The sequence below is a fragment of the Caballeronia fortuita genome (assembly GCF_001544835.2).
Classification (GTDB): Bacteria; Pseudomonadota; Gammaproteobacteria; order Burkholderiales; family Burkholderiaceae; genus Caballeronia; species Caballeronia fortuita.
The window spans coordinates 287,438-307,573 of sequence record NZ_FCNX02000003.1 but is presented as its reverse complement, the minus strand read 5'-3'; the positions used below and the strand labels follow the sequence as shown (position 1 = coordinate 307,573).

The following is a 20,136-nucleotide window of genomic DNA, read 5'->3' as shown; positions in this document are numbered from 1 at the left end:
CGCTGTAGCCGACGAGCGCGAGCGCCCTATCCATCATGATCGACGACGAAGCGCAACGCGAGCACAAGACAGCACTACCCCGCGATGCGAAAGCCTCGCGTTGGCCCTGCGCGCAGTGCGTGGCCGAACAGGTTCGTCTACTGACGTTTCATCGAATAAGAGGTCGATCTCCGCTTCGCCACGCGCGGGGATGTCGAGCGGCGACGATCGATTTATTCTTTGCCGGTCACCCACTTCCTGGTCGCATGATAGCCGCGCTTCGACGTATCCGCGATGGCATGACCCGCCGACTTCGCACCGTCGCCGATAGCATGCGCAGCATCGCGGGCCGCGTGCCCGGTCTGGCGCCCCGCCGATTTCACGTCCTCTTTGAACTGGTGCGCGCCCGATTCGACGCTCGCTCGCGCAAGCGGAACAAGCGCGATCAGCAACACCGGAACTACGAGCAGAATGGTCTTTTTCATGCCGGCGATTTTCGCACATCGTCCGGCAGTCCGATGCGTCTCGCACACGCAATTCGTTTCCCGATGATCCGAAACGTTCCGGAATATCGTGCGATCGCTTTGAGGCCACGCGCGTAAGCGGCGCTCGGCCGCGCGCGCAGCATTGCTTCAGGCGCGATTCGCTGCATCCGGACGGCTAGGTCGCCAACTTCACGCTCAAAAATACATCGCGCGCGTGATGTTCAGCAGGACGTAGGCCGCAGGCGTTCGACTTCGAGTCCGAAAAACGGACGCATCCGTGTGCCGGCGACATTGCCGAAAAACGCGGCGACGAGCCACAGCCAGCCGTGCAGACTGCCCGACACGATGCCGCTGAAATACGCGCCGATGTTGCAGCCATACGCGAGCCGCGCGCCGTAGCCGAGCAGCAGTCCGCCGACGATCGCCGCGATCAGCGAGCGCATCGGCACGCGCCACACGGGCGCGTAGCGGCCGGCGAGCGCGGCGGCCAGCATCGCGCCGAGCACGATGCCGATATCCATCACTGAAGTCACATCGCGCGAAATCGGCGCGGCGAGCGCGGCAGCGTTGGCCTTGCTCGTCCAGTACGGCCAGTTCGCGGTATCGACGCCGATGAGCGCCGCCGCCTTCGCGCCCCACAACGCGAACGCCGACGTGATGCCCCACGGCCGACCGGACAGCGCGAGCGTCGCAAAGTTGAGCACGGCGAGCGCGATGGCGCCCGCCACGAGCGGCCACGGCCCGTGCAGCCACGGCGACGTATGCGCCGGCTGCACGTGCGCGGCGACGAGCTTGCCATGACGACGTTTCTCGATGACGACGCTCACCGCCGCGATCAGCGCGAACACGATCCAGTTGACGGCGAGCGCGGGGCCGGCGCCGAGTGTCTTCACGAGCGATATCGGCTGCAATTGCGGCAACGCGGTCCAGAACGGCATGTGGGCGGTCGCGATGACGGAACCCGCGATGAACGCAACGAGCGTCGCGATCATGCGCGTGCTGCCGCCGCCGACCGTGTACAGCGTGCCCGACGCGCAGCCGCCGCCCAACTGCATGCCGATACCGAAGATAAACGCGCCCACGATCACCGAGGTGCCCACAGGCGACACGAGCCCGGTCACGGGTGTTCCGAAAAGCGTACCCGCGGACAGCGCGGGAAAGAACAGCGCGACACCGACCGCGAGCATCAACATTTGCGCGCGCAGTCCGGCGCCGCGTCCATCGGCGATGAACACGCGCCACGCCGACGTGAAACCGAATGCCGCGTGATAGAGCGCGACGCCTAGCAGCGCGCCGACGACATACAGCGCAGCCTGACGCGCGCCGACGGTTTGCCCGAGATACACCGCGCCGAGCACGATCAGCAGCGCCGCGACGGCGAGCGGCTTCGGGTTGATGTCCGCGCGACGCGGCATGGTGGTGGCGATATCTGACATGACTGGAAGCGTTTCAAAAAAAAGCGGAACAAGTACATATTTTCTCGCGTTTGCGTGATCTTCGCAGGCGGCACGGCGCTTGCACCGATCGATGCACGAAGCCCTTTCCCGCCTTAGCCCCTGGAGAACGAAATGCATATCGTCTGTCACATGATGTCGTCGGTCGACGGCCGCAGCCTCACCGATAACTGGAATCTCGAATACGCGTCGCCGACATACGAAGACACCGCCGCGAAGTTCAACGCCGATGCCTGGGTGTGCGGCCGCGTGACGATGCAGGAAATCTCGCACGGCAAGGATCGCGACTATCCGCGCGGACTCGCGAAGGGGCCGATAGCTCGCACGGATCATTTCGCCAGGCGCGACGCGAACCAGTACGCCATTTCCATCGATCCGAAGGGACGTGTCGCGTGGAAGAGCAATACGGCGCTCGAATCACATATCGTCGAAGTGCTGGCCGAGAGTGTCGACGATGACTACCTCGCGTATCTGCAATCAATCGATGCGTCGTATGTGTTCGGCGGCAAGGACGATATCGAACTGAAGCGCGTTGTCGATACGCTCGAACGCGAACTAAAGATCGGAACGCTGATCGTTGAAGGCGGCGGTCATGTGTCGGGCGCGTTCGTCAATGCGCAACTCGCCGACGAAGTCAGCGTGCTGATCATTCCGCTGGTCGATGGACGCGAAGCGCATACGTCATCGTTCGAAGTCGCGATGGACCAGTGGAAAGCGCCCGCCTATCTCAAGCTCGACTCCGTCGAAAAACTGGAACACGACGTCGTCTGGCTGCGCTACACACGCAGGTCCTGACGTCTCGGGATTTACCCGCGCGACCCGCCACAAGCCGCTAAAAGCGCGGCTTGCATTGTTATAATTCTTTCATCCCGCGAATAGAATCTAACATCACACAGCGCCGCTCCGATGGCCAAGAACGACCGCCTGCGCGCCCTCTCCGGCGCGCTCGAAAAACAGAACGTCATGCGTCTGCGCGATGCGGCCGCCTTGCTCGGCGTATCGGAAATGACGGTGCGCCGTGATATCGCGGCGCATCCCGGCCAGTTCACCTATCTCGGCGGCTATATCGTCAGCGCCGCCGACGTGCCCAATGCGGGCTACACCATCGAGGAAGAGGAGGATCATTTCGCGCAGGCGAAGGCCGTCGCATCGAATCATGCGGCGCGTCTGCTCGCGGACAGCGAAACCATCTTCATCGATTGCGGCACGACCCTGACCACACTCGCGCGGCAGATTCCCACGGAGATGCATCTGACCGTCGTGTGTTATTCGCTCAACGTCGCGGAGATCCTGCGGCGCAAGCCGAACGTGCGGATGATCCTGCTCGGCGGCGTGTACGTGCCGTCGTCGGAATCGTTCGCGAGCGACGAGAGCGTCGAGACCTTGCGGCGCATGGGGATCAACAAGGCGTTCATGTCGGCGGGCGGCGTAGATGAAGCACGCGGCGTCACGTGCTGGAACTTTCATGAAGTCGCCATCAAGCAGGCTGCGATGGCGAGCGCGGTGGAACGTCATCTGGTCGTCGATGCGAGCAAATTCGGCAAGGTCAAGGCCGTGCGCTTCTCGCAGCTTTCCGAATTCGATTCCGTGATTACCGAGGAAGGACAGTCGCATCGCAAACGCGACTGAATCGTTCCGATAAAAAACGGAAAGGCTCGTTCCACATTCGAACGAGCCTTTTTTTGTTCCGCTTTTTCCTGAACGGTTTTACTGCCTGCGTCCCAGCGCAAACAACGTCCCCGCGACCAGAATGAACGCGCCGATGATGACCTTCTGCCACGTGCTCGGCACGCCGATGAGAATCAGCACGCTATTGATGAGCGTCACCAGCACGACGCCCAGCAGCGTGCCCACGACCGTTCCGGTGCCGCCCGTGATGCGCGCGCCGCCGAGAATCACCGCCGCGATCACATCGAGTTCCGTGCCGACGAGATCGAACGGATTCGCGAGCCGGTTCGTCGATACGTGCAGGATGCCCGCGACGCCCGCGAGCAAGCCGGTATAGCCGAACACGAAAAGATGAATCGCGCGCAGGTTGTAGCCGAGACGTTCCGCAATCGCAAGCGAGCCGCCCATCGCGTAGACGCCGCGGCCCATCATCGTGCGATTGAGCAGCCACCACGTGACGACCGCCGCGATCACGAGCGCGAGCACCGACACCGGCAGCACCGCGCGCAAGCCGTCCGACGTGTGATAGAAAAACAGCGGCAAGCGCCCGAACGTATCCATGCTGTGCGGGATGTTCATGAAGAACTGTGTGCCGACGAAAGTCAGCAGCAACCCGCGAAACAGATATTGCGTGCCGATGGTCACGATCAGCGACGGCGCCTTCAACCTATGCACGAGCATGCCGTTGATGATGCCGAGAATCACGCCGCCGATTGCGCCCGCAAGCAGGATCAGCACGAACGGGCACTCGGGCCACCACGCGAAGACGGCCTTGGTGATCGAATACATCGTCAACGCGGCGATCGCCGTGAACGACACGTCGATACCGCCCGACGCTAATACGACGAGCGTGCCGAGCGCGAACAGAGAAACCGTCGTCGCCGAATGCAGCATGTCGAACAGCGTCGCGAACTGGAAGAAACGCGGGTTGATGCTGCCCACGACCAGACACGTCACCACGATCAGCCCGACCGTGAACCACTCCGGATTGCGCATCAGTTGCGCGTACAGATTGCCCTTGCGCACGCGCGGCGCGACCTGCGCCGCCTGCTGCGGCATCGTCTCGCTTCCCGTGCGGCGGATGGATTCGCTCATGCTCATGCTGCCTCTGAAAGTAGCGCGTGATAAAGCTCGGCCTCGTTCAAGCGATCCGCGCGATATTCGTTCGCGACGCGGCCTTTCTTCATCATCAGAATACGGTCGCAATTTTGCAGCAGCTCGGGCAAGTCATCGCTGATCAGAATGATGCCGATGCCCTCCTTCGACAGCCGCTGCATGATGCGATAAATGATGTCTTTCGATCCCACGTCGACGCCGACCGTCGGACCATGCAGGATCAACACGCGCGGATCGATCGCGAGCCATCGGCCGATCAGGACGCGTTGCTGGTTGCCGCCCGATAGCGATTGCACCGGCTTGTCGACGTCGGGTGTCGCGATCTGCAAGTCCTTCACGGTGCGCTCCGCGAGCGCTTGCGCACGCTTGCGGTCGATCTGGCCGAAGCGGTCGCGCAGGCTCGCGATCATCGCGGTGACGACGTTGTCGCGAATCGGCTTGTCGAGAAACAAGCCTTCGTTCAGGCGATCTTCCGGCACATAGCCGATGCGTTGCGCCTTCGCATCCGCAGGCGAATGCAGGCGCACGCGCATGCCGTCGAGCGTCACGGCGCCCATGTCGGCGGGCGCAACGCCTGCAAGCGCACGCGCGAGTTCGTTGCGGCCCGAATCGAGCAGCCCCGTCACGCCGAGAATCTCGCCCTTGTGCAGCTTGAACGCCACATCGGCGAACTGGCCTTTGCGGCCGAGACCTTGCACGTCGAGTACGATCTGCGACGCGCTTTCGTCGCCTTGCGCGCGATAGCGTTCCGTCGACAGATGCTTGCCCGTCATGAGCTCGCTGATCTGCGCCTTCGTATAGTTTTCGATCGGACCTTGCGTCATCTTCTGGCCGTCGCGCAAGACGATCACTTCGCCGCCGATCGCATAGCACTCGTCGAGCTTGTGACTCACGAACAGCACGGCGACGCCGTCCGCGCGCAAACGCGCCAGCACGGCGATGAGGTTATCGACTTCCTTCTGCGTGAGCGATGTCGACGGCTCGTCCATGATGACGAACTTCGCTTCGCTCGCAATCGCGCGCGCAATTGCAACGAGCTGACGCGTTGCGAGCGGCAGTTGTTCGATGAGCGTCTTCTGGAACTCCCCATCACCTGGCAGGCCGACTGCTTCGAGCGCACGCGCGGCCGTTTGCGCGAGCGCACGGCGATCGAACGTGCGCGCGAGCTTGCCCGCATGTTCCGCCAGTTCCGAGGTCAGCGCGACATTCTCCGCGACACTCATGTTCGGCAACAACGACAAATCCTGATAGACCGTCTCGATACCCGCAGAAAGTGACTCGAGCGGCGAGAGCTTCGTATGACGCACGCCTTCGATGACGAGTTCGCCTTCATCGGGCGGTTGCGCGCCCGAGATGATCTTGATGAGCGTGCTCTTGCCGCAACCGTTCTCGCCGAGCAAGTGATAGATCTGGCCGCGTTCGAACGAAAGGCTCACGCCGCGCAGCGCATACACGCCGGTGAAGCGCTTATGGATATCGACGACTTCGAGGAGCGGTGTCATATCGTGTACTTGAGCGAGGCACACCGCAGTGCGCCTCGCGAATGGCATCAGAAGTTGTATTGCTTGTAGTTCGACTTGTCGACATCGACCCAGCCGGTGCCGCGCACGATCACGCCCTTGCCCGGACCTTTCGAGACCGTCACCTTGTTATAACCGGTGATGCCGAGGTCCGCGCCGTTCTGCACTTCCTTGCCGTCGACGAGCATCTGCGCGACCTTGTTCATCGCGAGACCGGCGAGCTTCGGATCCCAGAACGCGATGCCGTTGATCGCACCGCTTTCGAGGAACTTCGCCGCTTCGGTCGGCAGGCCGGTGCCGTACACGCAGATCTTGCCGACCTTGCCCGCTTCCTCGACCGCGCGGCCGATGCCGATCACGTCGAGCGACGACGAACCCTGAAAGCCCGTCAGATCCGGATGCTTGCGCAGCACTTCCTTCGCGACCTGATAGGCGCGCTCGCCATCGTTGTTCGTTTCGAGCTTCGGCTCGACCAGATCCATCTTCGGATACTTGGCCTTCGCATTGCCGATGCCGCCATCGGCCCATTGAACCTGCGAGCGCGAGCCGAGCGAGCCGACCAGCACCGCCCATTTGCCCTGGTTGTTCATGCACTTCGCGAGCCGCTCGTTCAGGCCCGCCCCGTATGCGGTGTTGTCGAAGGCTTCGATGTCGACCATCGTGTTCTTCGCGTTGTCTGCTTCGTGCGTGACGACCTTGATGCCGCGATCCATCGCTTTCTTGAGCGCGGGTTCGAGCGTCGGCGGATCGTAGGGCACGACCGCAATCGCCGTCACCTTCTTCGCGATCAGATCTTCGATGATCTTCAATTGCTGCGCGGCGTCGGCGCGGCCCGGTCCCGTCTGATACGCATTGATGTTCGGATTCGCCTTGCCGAACTCCTTCACGCCTTCGTCCATGCGATTGAACCAGTTGATGCCGGTCACCTTCACGACCGTCACGATGGTCTCGTTCGTCGCGGCCTGTGCCGCAGCGATCGCGCCCGCCGCGAGTGCGACCGCGGTGAGCGCGGTGCCCAGTTTGCTCAGCTTCATTGCGTTGTCTCCTTGATCTATCGATTGGTTTCTTTGAACATCACACGCAACACTAACGTCCGGTCGATGCGGGCGGCGGTGGAACATTGCGCCTGGGCGCGGCACCGCCGATGCCGAAGATCGCGCGCACGCGCTCGCCGCCCGCGAAAGCAAGCGACGCGAGCAACAGGAAGCCCCACGCGCAATCGCCGAAGAACTGCGATACGCCGAGCAAATTGAAGAGGCTCGACAGGAACTGCAACACCGTCGCGGCGAGAAACACACACACGATGCGTCCATAGCCGCCCGCCGGATTGACGCCCCCCATCACCGCGATCAGGATCGCGATCAGCAGATACGAGTTGCCGTAGTCCCACTTCGCGCTCGACGTATGCGTCGCGCTGATGAGACCCGCGAGCGATGCGAGCACGCCGCACATGCCATACGTGAGAATCAGCATGCGCGCGCGCGGAATGCCCGCATAGAACGCGGCCTTGGGGTTCGTGCCCATCAGATAGAGACGCAGGCCGAACGGCGTGCGCTTGAGTATCCAGCCGAGCAGCAGAACGGCGGCGATGAAGATCCACAGCGAGATGGGCACTTGCAGAAAGGTGCCGTTGCCGATGTTCGACAGCGGATCGACATACTCCACGCGCACCGACGCGCCGTTGCTCAACACCACCGCAATGCCCGTGAAGAGCAGTTGCGTGCCGAGCGTGCAGAGGATCGGCGTGAGCCTCAGCTTCGCGATCACGACGCCGTTGAGCAAGCCGCCGATCCCGCCCATTCCCACGACGATGCAGACGAACACCGCCGTATAGAGCGCGGGCGAATCGTCGGCGGAGACCATATGCGGCAACAGCATCGCGGCGACCATGCCCGACAGATTCGCGAGGCCGACGCCCGACAGATCGATACCGCCGTTGCCCGACACCATCGACAACATGATGCCGAGCGCGAGCAGGCCGAGCTCGGGCAACTGGCCGCCCATCGATTGAAGATTGTCGATGTCGAGGAACTGGCCGTGCGACATCCACGTTGCGACGATCACGACGAGCACGTTCACGCCGATCAGAAAATTGAACTGACGATCGGCGAGCCACTTCGACGCTTTCATTGCGTGACGCTCCTTTCCGCTAACAATGCGTTGATCTCATCGAGACGCGGCATCGACGGCGCGGTGCCGGGACGCGTCACCGAAATGCTCGCGAGCGCGCAGCCGAAGCGTACTGCATCGGCCGGACCTTCGCCGCGTGCGAGCGCGGCCGCGAAACCGCCCGTGAAGCCGTCGCCCGCGCCGGCCGTCTCCACGACGCGGCCGCAATCGAACGCGGGCACGAGCGTCGATTCAAGCGGTGTATGCAAGAGCGCGCCCGCTTCGCCAAGCGTGACGATCACGGCACGCACGCCCTTCTTCAAGAGCACATCGGCGGCGCGGCGTGCGTCATCGACATTCGTTATGGCAACACCGGTCAGCGCGGCCGCTTCCGTTTCGTTCGGCGTGATGTAATCGCACAGCGCATAGATATCGTCGGGAAGCGGCAGTGCCGGCGCGGGATTGAAGACCGTGGTCACGCCATGCTTGCGCGCGAGTTCGAGTCCGCGCCGCGCGGCGGGAATCGGTTGTTCGAGTTGCGTGACGAAGACGCCGGCACGGGCAATATCGTCTTCGATCGCATCGACGTCTTCGGGCACGAGCGCGCCTGCCGCGCCCGCCGCGACGATGATCGCGTTGCCGCCCGTGTTCTCGTCGACATAGATATGCGCGGCGCCCGTCGCGACGTCGTTCATCACGATCGCGCGCGATGTGATGCCTTCCGCGCCCCACGTCGATTGCGCGATGTCGCCGAACGCGTCCGCGCCGATGCGCGTTAGAAAGATCACGTCCGCACCCGCGCGCGCGGCGGCCACGGCCTGATTCGAGCCCTTGCCGCCCGGACCCATCTTGAACGCCGAGCCCGCGACGGTTTCACCGAGCAACGGCATGCGCTGCGCGCGAAACGCGAGGTCCGTCACATAGATGCCGAGAATGACGACGCTTCTCATCGCGTGCCTCCGTGCGCGGCTTCGGGCGCATCCGGCGCGAGCTGCACGCCCTTCTTGAAGATGAAGCAGCCATAGCCGCGCGCCTCGCCCGTCGCGATCACGCAATATGCGTTCTTCGCGCGCTCGTAGAAAGCGAAGCGTTCGACCGGTGCGAAGGGCAATGCGCGTCCTTCGGCCTCGTCCACTTCGCGTTGCGCTTCGCGCTGCACGGCAGGCAACGTGGTTGCATCGCCGACGATCTCCATGCGGCCCGCGGGATCGTCGACGAACGTATCGAGCGGCAGCACCGAAAGCACGGCGCGCACCGCACGCGGCGCGCTCACGCCGTCCATGCGCAGCACGCGGCCCAGCACGGTCTTGCGCGCGACGGAATCGGCGGGAAAATGAGCGTCGCAGATCACGACTTCATCGCCGTGGCCCATCGCGGCGAGCGCGTACAGGATATCGGCGTTCAAAAGCGGATCGATGTTCTTCAGCACAGCGTCTCCTCCATGCGTGAGCGCGTCTCGTATCGAGTTCTGCGCCCGGTCAATTCTTTAGATCAATCTCCGTACGGCACCCAGATGTTCTTTACTTGCACTGCCTGACGAAGGAATGGCAGCCCTTCGCTCGCGGCATCGTGCCAGTCGAACACGCGGCCCTGATCGACGAACGTGCGCTTCAGATTGCCGATCGACTCGCGCTCCACCATCGCCGACAGCGCCGCGCCGTGGAAGCACCAGAGCGCATCGACATCGTCGTGTTGCGCGAGCGTCTGAGCCAGCGAGCGCGCATCGCCGGTGACGATGTTCAGCGCGCCGCCCGGCACATCCGATGTCTCGACGACCTGATAAAAGTCCGTCGCCATGAGCGGACATGTTTCGCTCGGCACCGCGACCACGCGATTGCCGAGCGCGAGCGCGGGCGCGACGAGCGACACGAAGCCGAGCAACGGCGCTTCATCCGGACACACGATGCCGATCACGCCGAGCGCTTCGTGCATCGCGAGCGCAACGCCATGCAGCGGCGGCGCATGCACGGCGCCATCGTACTTGTCGGCCCATGCGGCATACGTGAAGAATCGCGCGATCGATGCCTCGACCTCGCGCTTCGCATCGCGCTCGCTCGAACCGGCGCGCGTAACGAGTTGCTTCGCGAATTCATCGGCGCGTGCGCTCAGATTTTCCGCGAGGTAGTACAGCACCTGCGCACGGTTGTGCGCGCTCGCCGACGACCACTTCGTCATGCCGCGCGCAGCCGCGACTGCATTGCGAATGTCCTTGCGACTGCCTTCGCCCACTTCGCCGACAATCTCGCCCGCAGGCGATCGCACGAGCCGCGAATAACCGCTGTCGGGCCGCGCCTGCTTGCCGCCGATGAAGAGCTTCGCCGTGCGATCGAGCGCGCTGACGTTGCCCGCATCGACGAGCGAATCCGGCTGCGCCTGCAACGGTTTCGCTTCGCCGCGAACCGGCAGCTTGGACCATGCACGCGGCTTTAGGTATTCGTAGATGCCCTCGCGTCCGCCTTCGCGGCCGAAGCCCGACTCGCGATATCCGCCGAAGCCGACGGCCGCATCGAAGAGATTGGTCGCGTTGATCCACACGACGCCGCATTGAAGACGCGGCGCGACGTCGAGCGCGCGGCTGATGTTCTCGCTCCACACGCTCGCGGCGAGGCCGTAGCGCGTGTTGTTCGCGAGCGAGACGGCTTCTTCCGGCGTGCGGAAGCTCATCGTCACGAGGACCGGGCCGAAGATCTCTTCCTGCGCGAGCGTCGATGCGGGCGCGACGTTGGTGACGAGCGTCGGCGGAAAGAACGCGCCGCTCTCGGGCAACGTGGCGCGCGGCGACTGATAGATTTCGCAGCCTTCGCTTTCACCTTTATCGACGAGCGCGCGAATGCGTTCGAGCTGAATGTCGTCGACGACCGCGCTCATGTCGATACCCTTATCGAGCGACGTGCCGACGCGCAGCGTATCCATGCGGCGCTTGAGCTTCTCGACGAAGCGTGCTTCGATGCCTTCCTGCACGAGCAGACGCGAGCCCGCGCAACATACTTGTCCCTGATTGAACCAGATCGCATCGACGACGCCTTCGACGGCGCTGTCGATATCGGCATCGTCGAACACGATGAACGGCGACTTGCCGCCGAGTTCGAGCGTGAGCGACTTGCCCGAGCCCGCCGTATTCGCGCGAATCTGACGGCCCACTTCGGTCGATCCCGTGAACGCGATCTTCGCGACGCGTCGATGTTCGACGAGCGCCGCGCCCGTGCTGCCGTCGCCGGTGACGATGTTGAGCACGCCCTTCGGCAAGCCCGCGCGGTGCGCGAGTTCAGCGAACAGCAGCGCCGTCAGCGATGTGAATTCGGCAGGCTTCAGCACGACCGTATTGCCGAGCGCGAGCGCGGGCGCGATCTTCCACGCAAGCATCAGCAGCGGAAAATTCCACGGCACGATCTGACCGATCACACCGAGCGGCGCCCAGTCCGCGAACTCCTTGTCCTGCAACTGCGCCCATCCCGCGTGATGCAGAAAATGCCTTGCTACGAGGGGGATATCGATGTCGCGCGACTCGCGGATCGGCTTGCCGTTATCGAGCGATTCGAGCACGGCGAAGAGACGGCTATGCCGCTGCACCATGCGCGAAAGCGCATACAGATGACGCGCGCGCCCAGCGCCGCCGATGGCTTGCCAGCCTTCGAGAGCATCGTGCGCGGCTTGCACGGCGGCATCGACATCGGCCTCGCTGCCTTGCGCGATCGATGCGAGCACGCGGCCCGTCGCGGGTTCGCGCGAGTCGAAGCGTGCGGCGTCGCCGCTGTCGCGCCATGCGCCGTTGATGAAGTGACCGAAGCGGCCGTCGTGCTGATCGAGCCATGCGCGCGCGGCGCGATCGTCTTCCGGTGCGGGTCCGTATTCCATCGAGGAGAAGTATTCGGCAACGCTCATGAGGCTGTGTAGTGAAGTCGGTTGAATCAGGCCACAGGATGGCGGTTGAACGACGAATAGCGTCCGCTCACATGATGTTCGAGCTGGCGCTCAATATCCGCGAGCAGACTCGATGCGCCGATGCGGAACAGGTCCGCTTCGAGCCATTCGCGCCCGAGCTCTTCCTTCATAAGGATCTGATATTCGAGCACGGACTTCGCGGTGGATACGCCGCCCGCCGGCTTGAAGCCGATCATGACGCCCGTGCGCGCGAGATACTCGCGGATCATGCGGACCATCACGAGCGACACGCCGAGCGTCGCGTTGACGCTTTCCTTGCCCGTCGATGTCTTGATGAAATCGGCGCCGGCCATCATGCAGATCATCGACGCCTTCGCGACATTCGAGAGCGTGCGGATATCGCCGGTCGCGAGAATCGCCTTCACGTGCGCGTCGCCGCATGCCGCGCGAAAATCGCGCATCTCGTCGTAGAGCGCTTTCCAGTTTCCTGTCAGCACATACTCGCGCGTGACGACGATATCGATCTCGGATGCGCCATCTTTCACCGACGCCTCGATCTCGCGCAACTTCAGATCGTGCGGATTGAGGCCGGCGGGAAAGCCCGTCGATACGGCCGCCACCGGAATGCCGCTGCCTTCGAGCGCATCGACGGCAGTCTTCACGTAACGGTGATAGACGCACACCGCGCCTGTCGTGATCGACGCCGGCATCATGCCGAGCGCGTCGAGCAGATCGTCGCGCAACGGACGGCGCGCCTTCGCGCAGAGACGTTCGACGCGGCCGTGTGTATCGTCGCCGGAGAGCGTCGTGAGATCGATGCAGGTGATGGCCTTCAGCAGCCACGCCGCCTGCGCATCTTTCTTGACGGCGCGGCGCGTGCCGAGCGTCGATGCACGGCGCGTCACCGCCGACTGATTGACGCGCAGACCGTCGAGCCACGATAAATCGAACGGCACGCCGGGATTGCGGGCGCTGTGAGCCTGGGCCTTTCCGGGCCACGCGACGATGGACTTCGATGCAGTTTCCAGCATGAGATCGATATGCCGGCGTCTTGTGCGACGCACAACAGTTTTTGATAGATTGATCTCAGTTTATAGCATTCTTGTTAGGATCGTGACATAGGGAAAGTTCGGAGGCGGCTTCGTCAGTCGGCTGCAAGCTAGGCCCGCGCTTTGCTCAGGTTCGTGAACCCCACTTTCCGAAAAAAGGAGATCACGATGGCGCGCCAAACCCCCACCGAACCGACGACCGCTACCGCAACCCGCAGCGCGTCTTCCCAGGACGCGATTCAGATCCTCATCGACGATCATCGCGCCGTGCAGAAACTTTTCGACGCATTCGAGAAAGCGGAAGAAAACGATCTCGACGCCAAGACCACGCTCGTCCGACGCGCCTGCGAAGAACTGACCGTGCACGCGATGATCGAGGAAGAACTGCTGTATCCGGCCGCGCAGGAAGCGCTGGATGAAGACGATCGGCCTGACGTCGAAGAGGCTTACGTCGAACACTACCTCGTGAAAGTGCTGATCGAAAAGTTCACGAAACTGAAGGCTGGCGACAAAGGCTTCGATGCGACGTTCAAGGTGATGAGCGAGATGGTAAGTCACCACATCGAAGAAGAAGAATCGGAACTCTTTCCGAAATTGCGCAAGTCCGGCGCCGATCTCGACGCGCTGGGTGCAAAGCTGATGCAGCGCAAGGAAGAACTGGAAGCGAAGATTCCGAAGGACGCCGGCGACAACACGATGCGTTTGCACTGAGCACGCGCACGCTACCGGAGGCCCATGATGAAGAACCCTTGGACGAAAAAGAACCCGTTCCTCAGCATGTGGCTTTCCGGGGCGAACGCGATAATCGGGTCGACGCGAGGCCGCGCTACCGCGCAAGCGAAGCGGCAAGCGTCGACAATACTGACAGCCGCGCTGACGCCGCCGCGCAAGCCGAAGAAACGGCGTGCGCGGCGCTAAAAGGCACGTGCTTACTTGAGATCGTCCGGCACCTTGCCGCCGTTTTCCGCGAGCTTTTGCATTACCTGCTTGTGCAGCCAGATGTTCATCGCGGCGGAATCTTCCGTATTGCCGGTGTAATGCAGTTCCGACGCGAGTTCCTTTCGCGCGGACAGGCTGCTGTCCAGACCGAGCAGTTTCATCAGATCGACGATCGACGTACGCCAGTTCAGTTGCTCGCTGTGATTGGCCTGCATTTGCGTCAGGACCGCTTCGACGTCCACTTCCTGCATCGGCGCGGCGGATTGCGCCGGAGTCGAGGCAGCGGTCGATGTAGCGGGCGCGGCCTGCGGCGTGCCGCCCGCCGGCGCGGACTGCGGTGCGGCGGCCTGGCCCGTACTCGGGGCGCTGGCCGGTGCGCTGTCGTGATGGAAGATCTTGTTCAGGATATTGGAAAAGATACTCATGGCGCCTCCTGTGGTAGTGAGCCCTGTGACGAGCCCACGTGAGCCGCAAATCCCGTGCCGCGCGTCAATGCTGCGCACGTCGAATCATTTATGCACGCCCGGTTGCAACGCCGGCACGCCGCGCCCTTCCCGGGGCGCCATCCGCGCGATGAACACGACGCCCGCCGCCACGACCGACATCACCGCGAGCCCCGTCAATCCGCCCTGAATGGAGCCCGTCTTCTGTTCCAGAAAACCGAATGCCGCTGGCGCGACGAAGCCGCCGAGATTGCCGATCGAATTGATAAGCGCAAGTACCGGCGCGGCGATGCGTGCATCGAGATAGCCCTGTGGAATAGGCCAGAACAACGACGACGCAGCCTTGAAGCCGATCGCCGCAAAGCAGATCGCGACGAACGAAAAGGCAGGACTGCCCTGACCGGCCGCGTACATGCCGACCGCCGCGATCAGCAACACGCACGCAACCCACGCTTGCTGAAATTTGAAGCGCGCCGCCAGCGCCGCGAACATATACATCGCGACGATCGAGATGAGCCACGGGATCGAGTTGAACAGCCCGACCTGGAAATCGTTCAGATGGCCCATCTTGCGGATGATGCTCGGCAACCAGAACGTCGCGCCGTAGATCGTCAGCGAAACCGAAAAATAAATCAGACAGAAGATCAGGATTTGCGGATCGCGCAAAAGACTCCATGACGACGGCTTCATTGCGTGTACCGCATCGCGGCGGCGCTGCTCGTCCTCGATCTCGGTGACGATCGCATCCTGCTCGGCGGGCGTGAGCCACTTCGCATCGCGCGGCTTCGAATCGAGCCAGATCCATACGAAGCCCGCGAGCACGACCGACGCCATGCCTTCGATGATGAACATCCACTGCCAGCCATGCAGGCCCGCCCCTTCGATCAGCATCAGCCCGCCCGAGATCGGCCCGGAAAACACCGATGCGAGCGCCGAGCCGCTCAGGAAGACAGCCATCGCCTTGCCGCGTTCATCGCGCGGCAGCCATTGCGTGAAATAGAACACGACGCCCGGAAAGAAGCCCGCCTCGGCGGCACCGAGCAACAGACGCATCGCGTAGAACGAGGTTTCGCCCTTGACGAACGCCATGCCGACGGCCGCAAGACCCCATGTAATCATGATGCGCGTGAGCCACGCCTTTGCGCCGAAGCGCTGCATCAACATGTTCGACGGCACTTCGAACACAGCGTAGCTCACGAAGAAGAGGCCCGCGCCGAGCCCGTAAGCCGCCGCGCCGATGCCGAGATCCGCGCTCAGATGCTGACGCACGAAGCCGATGTTCACGCGGTCGATGTAATTGACGATGAACATCACGACGAAAAGCGGCAGCACATGCCACTTGACCTTGCGAACGGCGCTCGAGAGCACGCTGGAACTGCTCATTGGTTCGTCTCCAGAAACCTGAATGGGGCGCTGCGTTTTTTCTTGGACTCAGAAGCGCGGATTCTTGCCGGTGAAGTCCGGCTGATACTTGCGCATCTGCGAAAGGTCGTCGCGATTGCGCACGCCGCACGTCTTGTATTGCTCGTGCAGTTCGGCGAGCTTCTCGCGATCGAGTTCGACGCCGAGACCCGGCGTCGTCGGCACACGGACCGCGCCGTTGTCGAACTTCACGCGGCCACCCTTGATGACTTCTTCCTCCTGCCACGGATAGTGCGTGTCGCACGCATACGTGAGGTTCGGCACGCTCGCGGCGACATGCGTCATCGCCATCAGGCTGATGCCGAGGTGCGAGTTCGAATGCATTGACATGCCGAAGCCCCAGAGCTTGGCCATGCGCGCGAGCGTCTGTGTGGCGCGCAGACCGCCCCAGTAGTGGTGATCGGAGAGCAGAACCTTGATCGAGCCCATGTTGCAGCCGCGGCGAAAGTCCTCCATTGTCGTGATCACCATATTGGTCGCAAGCGGCAGCTTCGTGTGCTTCTGCAGTTCGGCCATGCCTTCGAGTCCGGGGCACGGATCTTCGTAGTATTCGAGAATTTCGTCGAGTTGCGGCGCGGCCTCGATACTGGTTTCGAGCGTCCAGTTCGCGTTCGGATCGAGACGCAGCGGCATGCCGGGGAACGCCTTCGCAAGCGCCTGCATGCACGCGATTTCATGCGCCGGCTCGAACACGCCGCCCTTCAGCTTGATGCTCTGAAAACCGTACAGATCGAACATGCGCTGCGCCTGCGCGACGATCTGCTCCGGGCTGATGCCCTCGCCCCACGCATCGGGCGCATACGGCTTGTCGATGTGCTCCGCGTACTTGAAGAACAGATACGCGCTGTAGGGCACCGCGTCGCGGACCTTGCCGCCCAGCAGATCGACGACCGGCGCGCCGACGATCTGCCCTTGCAGATCGAGCATCGCCACTTCCAGTGTGCTGATGACCTTCGGCGCGTTCTTCGCGGCATGCGAGCCGGGCGCGAGCTCGAACTCGACCGCGCCGGGCGTCGCCGTGATGGTCGCGCGCACGCGTTCTTCCATCCGGTTCAGGTCGAACGGCGACAAGCCGATCACCAGGTCTTTCGCCTGTTCGAGCACGCGCAGCATCGGCTCGTCGCCATAGGTTTCGGAGATGCCGACGCGGCCATCGCTTGTTTCGAGTTCGACGATCGCGCGCAACGCCCACGGCTCGTGGATGCCCGCCGCGTTGAGCAGCGGGCCGTCGCGAAATGCGATCGGCGTGATTCGAACCTGGGTGATGGCGATATCGCGAGTCATGTCGGCGTTCCGGAAATTAGTGGAATACCGCATGGTAAAGCACTAATGTATCAGTGCGTGAGTCGGGTAAACGCCCATCCGTCTCTGGCTTACCAATTGGAGATCGGCGCGGCTATAGTACTAATGTTTCAGTGCGCTCCCTTTCGATCCGATATGAATAATTCCGCGTCCGTTCATCGCCTCGACCGTTCTCGTCATGCCGCGCCGCAAGTTTTCGAGCGGCTGCGCGCGATGATCCTGTCGCTCGAACTCGAGCCCGGCACGGTGTTGTCGCGTACCGAACTCGCGACGCGTTACGGCCTCAGTCAGACGCCCGTGCGCGACGCGTTGATGAAGCTCGGCGAGGAAGGACTCGTCGATATCTTTCCGCAGCACGCGACGGTCGTGAGCCGGATCAGCGTGGCGTCGGCGATGCAGGCGCATTTTCTCCGGCGCTCGATCGAACTCGAAGTCGTGCGCACGCTCGCGCGCGAACACAGGGCGTCGCTGGTCGCGCGGCTGCGCGCGACGATCGCCGAACAAATGGAATGGATGGAGCCGAAGGACATCGAGCAGTTCTCGGCCCTCGATCAGTCGTTTCATCGGCAGATGTATGAGGCCGCGGGCGTGCCGCAGCTATGGGATCTCGTGCGCAGACTGAGCGGCCATATCGATCGTTTGCGGCGACTGCATCTGCCGGTCGACGGCAAGACGCAGGCCGTGGTGCGCGACCATACGAAGATCGTCGATGCCATCGAAAAAGGCGATGCCGACGCCGCCGATGCCGCGTTGCGCAAGCATCTTTCCGGCACGCTCAGTCAGGTGGACGAGATTCGCACGCGTCACCCGACCTTCGTCACGGATCATTGAAAAGCAGACGCGGTGCGGGTTGCAATGGGCCGCATCGGAACCGTTGCGCTCATCCGAACGTAAAGCTGTACGCCTGCGCGCCCGGGTCGAGAAATTCGATCTCGAAGGTCCGATCCTCGACGGCCCCGGACTGACGCACCAGCTGATAAAGACGCGCGTTCGTCACGACGCCCGTGCCGTCTGCGGCGATGTCGGCGCCATGCGATGCGCCCGGCGCTGCGCCGTCGATCGTCACGCGAAAACGCACCGGCTTGCCGTCCGTCGAAGGCGCGAGAACGAGATGCAGATCGCGCGCATGAAACCGAAACGCGATACGCGCCTGTGCCGCAGCCGGAACGGCCGACTCCGCGCCGACGTTCCACTTTCCTGAAAGCGCCCAATCGTTGAGCGGCAGTTGCGCGGGCAACGAGTAAGTATCGACAGTATCGCGCTTCACGCGTTGCGGCGACGCGAAACCTTGCGCCTGCGCGTAGCCCACGTAAGTTTCGTCCGAGCCGATGTTCGCGGGATCGGCCGCGGCCTGTGTGCCGCTGCCCTGCACTGTTTGCGCATCGTGCGATGGCATCGGCTTGCCGTTATCCGCAAGCAACTGACGGATCGCGTCCTCGGCTTCGCGATAACCGCCTTCGCCGAAATGATGAAAGCGCACGCGGCCTTGTGCATCGACGATATAGAACGCCGGCCAGTATTGATTGCCGAACGCGCGCCAGATGTCGTACGCGTTATCGACCGCGACCGGATAGCCGATGTTCAGGTTCGCGAGCGCGCGCTTCACGTTGCCCGTATCGCGCTCGAAGCCGAACTCGGGCGTATGCACGCCGATCACGACGAGCCCGTCATCGCGATAACGCTGCGACCAGGTCCTGAGATACGGCAAGGTTCGCAGACAGTTGATGCACGAGTACGTCCAGAAGTTGACCACGACGACCTTGCCACGCAATGCATCGGCGGAGAGCGGCGCGGTGTTGAGCCACGTCGTCGCGCCATCGAGCGACGGCAGTCTGCCTTGCACCGGCAGCGTCGATGGCATTGACACGCGCATCATGCGTGCGCCGGGCCGTGCATCGTGCGGCGTGTGCTTCGCGTTCAACACACCGACGAGCCTGCTTTCGATGCCGTTCGTCGGCGTGCCGGGAATGAGCGCGAGCAGACGCGTATCGAGGCCCGTCGCGATCGCGGCCACGCTCAATACGACGAGCGCACCCATCGCGCGGCGCACATGCTCGCCCACGCCGAGCGTTCGCTTAACGCGGTCCAGCGCGCGCTTGCCGAGACTCGACGCGATGGCAAGCGAACTCGCCGCTCCAACGGCATACGCAGCGAGCGCCGCGGCCGTATGCCAGTTCGCGCCGTGCAGCGCCGCGCCCGTGAAGATGACGCCGAGGATCGGACCCGCGCACGGCGCCCACAGGAGGCCGGTCGCGGCGCCCAGCAATATCGATGAAGCAATGCGGCGCGTCGTTCCTTGCGTCTGCGAGCGCGCGACGATGCGATCCGCGAGCGCGGACAACGGCCGCGTGAGGCGTTCGGCAAGCGACGGCAACAGCAGCGCCGCGCCGAACAGCGCGAGCGTCGCGAGCGCGATCCAGCGGCCGTATTGATTCAGTTGCGCGGCGCCCGCGAGTCCGGCGACGCCGATGCCGGTCACGAGCGCGAACGCGCCCGCGAGCCCGGCGAAGAGCGGCAGACGTTCGGTAGCGAAAGGCCGGTCCGAGCGCGCGAAGACGAACGGCACGACCGGCAGGATGCAGGGACTGAGGACGGTGAACACACCGCCCAGGAATGCGATGACGATGAGGGACATGAGATCGGTCTTCCGGAAAAAATGGAATGGGCACATCGGGCCATGTGCCGTATTTCAGCGTCGTCATGTATCGCGGAAATTTCGGAATGGGCGCGCTGTGCATCGCTGTGTGTCGGCGGTGTCGGCGGATACT

Annotated in this window: 18 protein-coding genes; 4 read left to right on the top strand and 14 right to left on the bottom strand. The window is 63.0% G+C overall.

The features are described from left to right. Window positions 1-212: 212 nt before the first annotated feature. Both AWB77_RS08400 and AWB77_RS08395 read right to left on the bottom strand, forming a co-directional pair. Window positions 213-464, bottom strand: a complete 252-nt coding sequence (locus tag AWB77_RS08400) for a hypothetical protein (protein ID WP_061133945.1) — start codon at window positions 462-464, stop codon at window positions 213-215. 221 nt (window positions 465-685) lie between these two features. Next, entirely contained in the window at window positions 686-1,900 is a 1,215-nt protein-coding gene (locus AWB77_RS08395; protein WP_061133944.1) for a YeeE/YedE family protein, read from the bottom strand. 132 nt (window positions 1,901-2,032) lie between these two features. Here AWB77_RS08395 and AWB77_RS08390 point away from each other — a divergent pair, with 132 nt between their 5' ends. Both AWB77_RS08390 and AWB77_RS08385 read left to right on the top strand, forming a co-directional pair. Beyond that, window positions 2,033-2,713, top strand: a complete 681-nt coding sequence (locus tag AWB77_RS08390) for a dihydrofolate reductase family protein (RefSeq protein ID WP_061133943.1) — start codon at window positions 2,033-2,035, stop codon at window positions 2,711-2,713. Between the two features lie 111 nt (window positions 2,714-2,824). Next, complete coding sequence (locus tag AWB77_RS08385; protein ID WP_061133942.1) at window positions 2,825-3,547, top strand: DeoR/GlpR family DNA-binding transcription regulator; 723 nt, start codon at window positions 2,825-2,827, stop codon at window positions 3,545-3,547. 78 nt (window positions 3,548-3,625) lie between these two features. On the opposite strand, the gene AWB77_RS08380 is transcribed toward AWB77_RS08385, so the two are convergent. The 8 genes from AWB77_RS08380 to deoC all read right to left on the bottom strand — a co-directional run bounded on the left by AWB77_RS08380 (window position 3,626) and on the right by deoC (window position 13,244). After that, complete coding sequence (locus AWB77_RS08380) at window positions 3,626-4,645, bottom strand: ABC transporter permease (RefSeq protein WP_244158504.1); 1,020 nt, start codon at window positions 4,643-4,645, stop codon at window positions 3,626-3,628. A 38-nt stretch (window positions 4,646-4,683) separates the two neighbouring features. After that, window positions 4,684-6,204 carry a sugar ABC transporter ATP-binding protein gene (locus AWB77_RS08375; protein ID WP_061133940.1) on the bottom strand — a complete coding sequence of 507 codons (1,521 nt, stop codon included), beginning with the start codon at window positions 6,202-6,204 and terminating at the stop codon, window positions 4,684-4,686. 47 nt (window positions 6,205-6,251) lie between these two features. Continuing rightward, window positions 6,252-7,256: a substrate-binding domain-containing protein gene (locus AWB77_RS08370; RefSeq protein WP_061133939.1), complete on the bottom strand. Its 1,005-nt coding sequence runs from the start codon at window positions 7,254-7,256 to the stop codon at window positions 6,252-6,254. Window positions 7,257-7,308: 52 nt separating this feature from the next. Then, entirely contained in the window at window positions 7,309-8,352 is a 1,044-nt protein-coding gene (locus AWB77_RS08365) for an ABC transporter permease (RefSeq protein WP_061133938.1), read from the bottom strand. Continuing rightward, entirely contained in the window at window positions 8,349-9,281 is a 933-nt protein-coding gene (gene rbsK / locus AWB77_RS08360) for a ribokinase (RefSeq protein WP_061133937.1), read from the bottom strand. The genes AWB77_RS08365 and rbsK overlap by 4 nt, the downstream gene beginning before the upstream one ends. Beyond that, a complete protein-coding gene (locus tag AWB77_RS08355) occupies window positions 9,278-9,760 on the bottom strand; it encodes an RbsD/FucU family protein (RefSeq protein WP_061133936.1) in 483 nt (160 codons plus the stop codon). The genes rbsK and AWB77_RS08355 overlap by 4 nt, the downstream gene beginning before the upstream one ends. A gap of 62 nt (window positions 9,761-9,822) precedes the next feature. After that, a complete protein-coding gene (locus AWB77_RS08350) occupies window positions 9,823-12,213 on the bottom strand; it encodes an aldehyde dehydrogenase family protein (RefSeq protein WP_061133935.1) in 2,391 nt (796 codons plus the stop codon). Window positions 12,214-12,239: 26 nt separating this feature from the next. Next, window positions 12,240-13,244, bottom strand: coding sequence for a deoxyribose-phosphate aldolase (deoC, locus tag AWB77_RS08345; RefSeq protein ID WP_061133934.1), 1,005 nt, complete (start codon window positions 13,242-13,244; stop codon window positions 12,240-12,242). A gap of 186 nt (window positions 13,245-13,430) precedes the next feature. Between deoC and AWB77_RS08340 the strand changes: the two genes are divergently transcribed. After that, the gene (locus AWB77_RS08340) at window positions 13,431-13,973 is read left to right on the top strand and encodes a hemerythrin domain-containing protein (RefSeq protein ID WP_061133933.1); all 543 of its coding nucleotides are present in this window, start codon (window positions 13,431-13,433) and stop codon (window positions 13,971-13,973) included. A 218-nt stretch (window positions 13,974-14,191) separates the two neighbouring features. On the opposite strand, the gene AWB77_RS08335 is transcribed toward AWB77_RS08340, so the two are convergent. The 3 genes from AWB77_RS08335 to AWB77_RS08325 all read right to left on the bottom strand — a co-directional run bounded on the left by AWB77_RS08335 (window position 14,192) and on the right by AWB77_RS08325 (window position 17,350). Then, window positions 14,192-14,626 (bottom strand): DUF3597 domain-containing protein, encoded by a 435-nt coding sequence (locus AWB77_RS08335; RefSeq protein ID WP_061133932.1) that lies wholly within the window; start codon window positions 14,624-14,626, stop codon window positions 14,192-14,194. Window positions 14,627-14,710: 84 nt separating this feature from the next. Then, complete coding sequence (locus AWB77_RS08330) at window positions 14,711-16,027, bottom strand: MFS transporter (protein WP_061133931.1); 1,317 nt, start codon at window positions 16,025-16,027, stop codon at window positions 14,711-14,713. Between the two features lie 48 nt (window positions 16,028-16,075). Then, the gene (locus AWB77_RS08325) at window positions 16,076-17,350 is read right to left on the bottom strand and encodes a glucarate dehydratase family protein (protein ID WP_061133930.1); all 1,275 of its coding nucleotides are present in this window, start codon (window positions 17,348-17,350) and stop codon (window positions 16,076-16,078) included. 153 nt (window positions 17,351-17,503) lie between these two features. Here AWB77_RS08325 and AWB77_RS08320 point away from each other — a divergent pair, with 153 nt between their 5' ends. Beyond that, window positions 17,504-18,199: a GntR family transcriptional regulator gene (locus AWB77_RS08320; RefSeq protein WP_061133929.1), complete on the top strand. Its 696-nt coding sequence runs from the start codon at window positions 17,504-17,506 to the stop codon at window positions 18,197-18,199. Between the two features lie 49 nt (window positions 18,200-18,248). Here AWB77_RS08320 and AWB77_RS08315 read toward each other — a convergent pair whose 3' ends face one another. After that, window positions 18,249-20,003, bottom strand: a complete 1,755-nt coding sequence (locus tag AWB77_RS08315) for a cytochrome c biogenesis protein DipZ (RefSeq protein WP_061133928.1) — start codon at window positions 20,001-20,003, stop codon at window positions 18,249-18,251. Between the last annotated feature and the right edge of the window lie 133 nt (window positions 20,004-20,136).